Here is a 2194-nt window from a genome sequence, read left to right as displayed (position 1 = left end):
TGTTGTGGCGCAACTCGAGTTAAGTGATAACAGTGAGTGGGCTTTACGCCAACCCCATCCGGGACCGGCATAGCCAATCCCACATGACCACGCCCGCAGGGCGTGGGTTTCTAAGCCTATCTAAAATGTTAGGCTCCAAGAAAAAGCTGAGCCGAGAGAAGACTAAGTGAAGGATCTCTGGTTCTGAGAGAGTATAGGCGAAAGGCCTGGTCCGTCCAGGGCGACACAAGTCGCCCCAGAGGGCGATCCTGTGTTCAGAGACAATGAGATCTCCCTGTCCCGTTGCATCAACGAAAAATGTTACCGAAAAAAATTAGCCCGAAATGCCCATTTTCAACTGATATCTTGATCTTCTCACTGGTACAATTCCATTTTATATTGACTGATCATGCCCTATGTCAACGACACTTCCCTACCCTGTTGCATCAACGGAAAATGTTACCGAAATAATTTAGCCCGAAATGCCCATTTTCAACTGATATCTTGATCTTCTCACTGGTACATTTCATTTTATATTGACTGATCAAGCAAAACCATGCAATCTCATTTTAACCGGCGAAACGGAAGCGGGCTCTGCAGGGGTGCAACCCGCCAGGGATAACCGGCCGGGTGTGCGATGGAATGTCGCCAGGAAGGTGAAGATTTTTATTCGCCTTCCTACCCAAAGGTTCAGAATGTGACATTCTTGAGCATTCCCCCATGCCTAAGAAAACCCACTTTCAAATCAACACCGGTTGAGAGGGTACCGGTAATGGTTGGCTCGAACGCTGCTCAGCATTCTCACCGATTACTGTTACCTCTTCGATAGGATCACTGCCGTGCATACACGTGTAGACAAGCTGTTTTGCCATCAGCTGCCGCCATTCTCTAATCCGACGTTGGAAGGTTCGAAGTTGCCCGTCTGGAAATCGCCCCGGACATTTTGACTGTAGATGCTGAAAAAGTGCCTTTGCTGTGGTATCTGGAGTTTGTTGTAACCACCGGAGAACATCGAACCACACCGATTCAAAGGGATCTTTTCTGGTTCGCCAATTTCTGGTTTTGGTCGGGGTCTTTCGATGAGTTGGTCGGACTTCTCCGAATTTCCAAAGTTCAGGCAGCTCTGAAAGGAACTGATCCAGTGTTTTCTTTCCAGGTCCATCCAATGAATTTGCCTCTGATGTAAGTTTAGCCAATGCGGATTGGCCTTCACGGATGTAGTGCAGCAACTCGAGGGGATCCAGCCGTTCACGGAACGAGTAGAGTCTCGCAATCACCTTTTTGTCTACGTCTGGATGGCGCATCAAGCGTTCGCATGGGGTCATCGGATCTTCATACCTTCTCGTAACCCGTGCTCCTATTCTTGATTTGGAAATGAGTTTGAATGATGGCTGGAAGTAATTCACATGGAGGCGAGTTGTCTTATACAGGTGGGCCAGCGTCTGCCCAGCAATGACACCCGTGAGTCTCTCGTGACCGACCAGTCGTCTGACCACGGAACCGTTTTTCTGTTCCACCCACGCTTGAGTAAACTCAATCCCTTGCATCCGGCAGAATGCCAACAGGGTTTCATTCACAAAGGCTCAGTCGTTATCCGAGTCAATCCCTTTAACTGGAAAGGGGATCTGGTTGAAGATCACTTCCAGTCCTTCGACAACGAGGGACTGTTCACGAACCAGAAGCGGAACACATTCGGTCCAACCAGAGCAGATGTCTGTCGCAACCAGGGTGTGGAGAAAGGAATCGGCCATGTTCCCTCCGCAATGAGCGACAAAATCGATTTCAAGGTACCCAGGACCAGGTTCGTTCCAGTCACCAAAGGTACGAACAGGAATCTGTTTACTTACCTTGTTGGCCCTCTTCCGCTTTCTTTTCGATTTCGATCGGGTGCGGACCGATGCCAGCAAGCGATCGATCGTCGATGAACTCGCCGAGAAAAGAAGCTTTTTCACTTCCGGATCCAGTTTCAGATGCCCGTGGCGCTCCAGTGCTAGGACCAACTCGGGCAGGATTGCCTTCAATCGTTTCCCACACATCCGATCTCCAGCTTCCCAGATCACGATCAGAGCTTCTTTGACCGCTTCATCGTAGATCCGCTGACCAAAAGCTCGATTCGGTGGAGGCTTTTTCTCAAAAGGAATGTTCTGAACCGGATTCTTTCTGAGAAGTCGGGTTATGTGCTTCCGGTGAAAACCGCTGACTGCTGAAAACTCAT

General features: G+C 49.4%; 2 protein-coding genes. Both read right to left on the bottom strand.

What is annotated here, in order from left to right; genetic code table 11:
• Positions 1 to 719: 719 nt before the first annotated feature.
• A complete protein-coding gene (locus JRJ26_20255; protein ID MBW2059823.1) occupies positions 720 to 1556 on the bottom strand; it encodes a hypothetical protein in 837 nt (278 codons plus the stop codon).
• Positions 1557 to 1562: 6 nt separating this feature from the next.
• Positions 1563 to 2015 (bottom strand): hypothetical protein, encoded by a 453-nt coding sequence (locus JRJ26_20250; protein ID MBW2059822.1) that lies wholly within the window; start codon positions 2013 to 2015, stop codon positions 1563 to 1565.
• Positions 2016 to 2194 lie beyond the last annotated feature (179 nt).

Source organism: Deltaproteobacteria bacterium (assembly GCA_019308905.1).
In the GTDB taxonomy this organism is placed as follows: domain Bacteria; phylum Desulfobacterota; class BSN033; order WVXP01; family WVXP01; genus JAFDHF01.
Note: the sequence above shows the minus strand (reverse complement) of the source record. Positions and strands in the feature narration are given on the sequence as shown.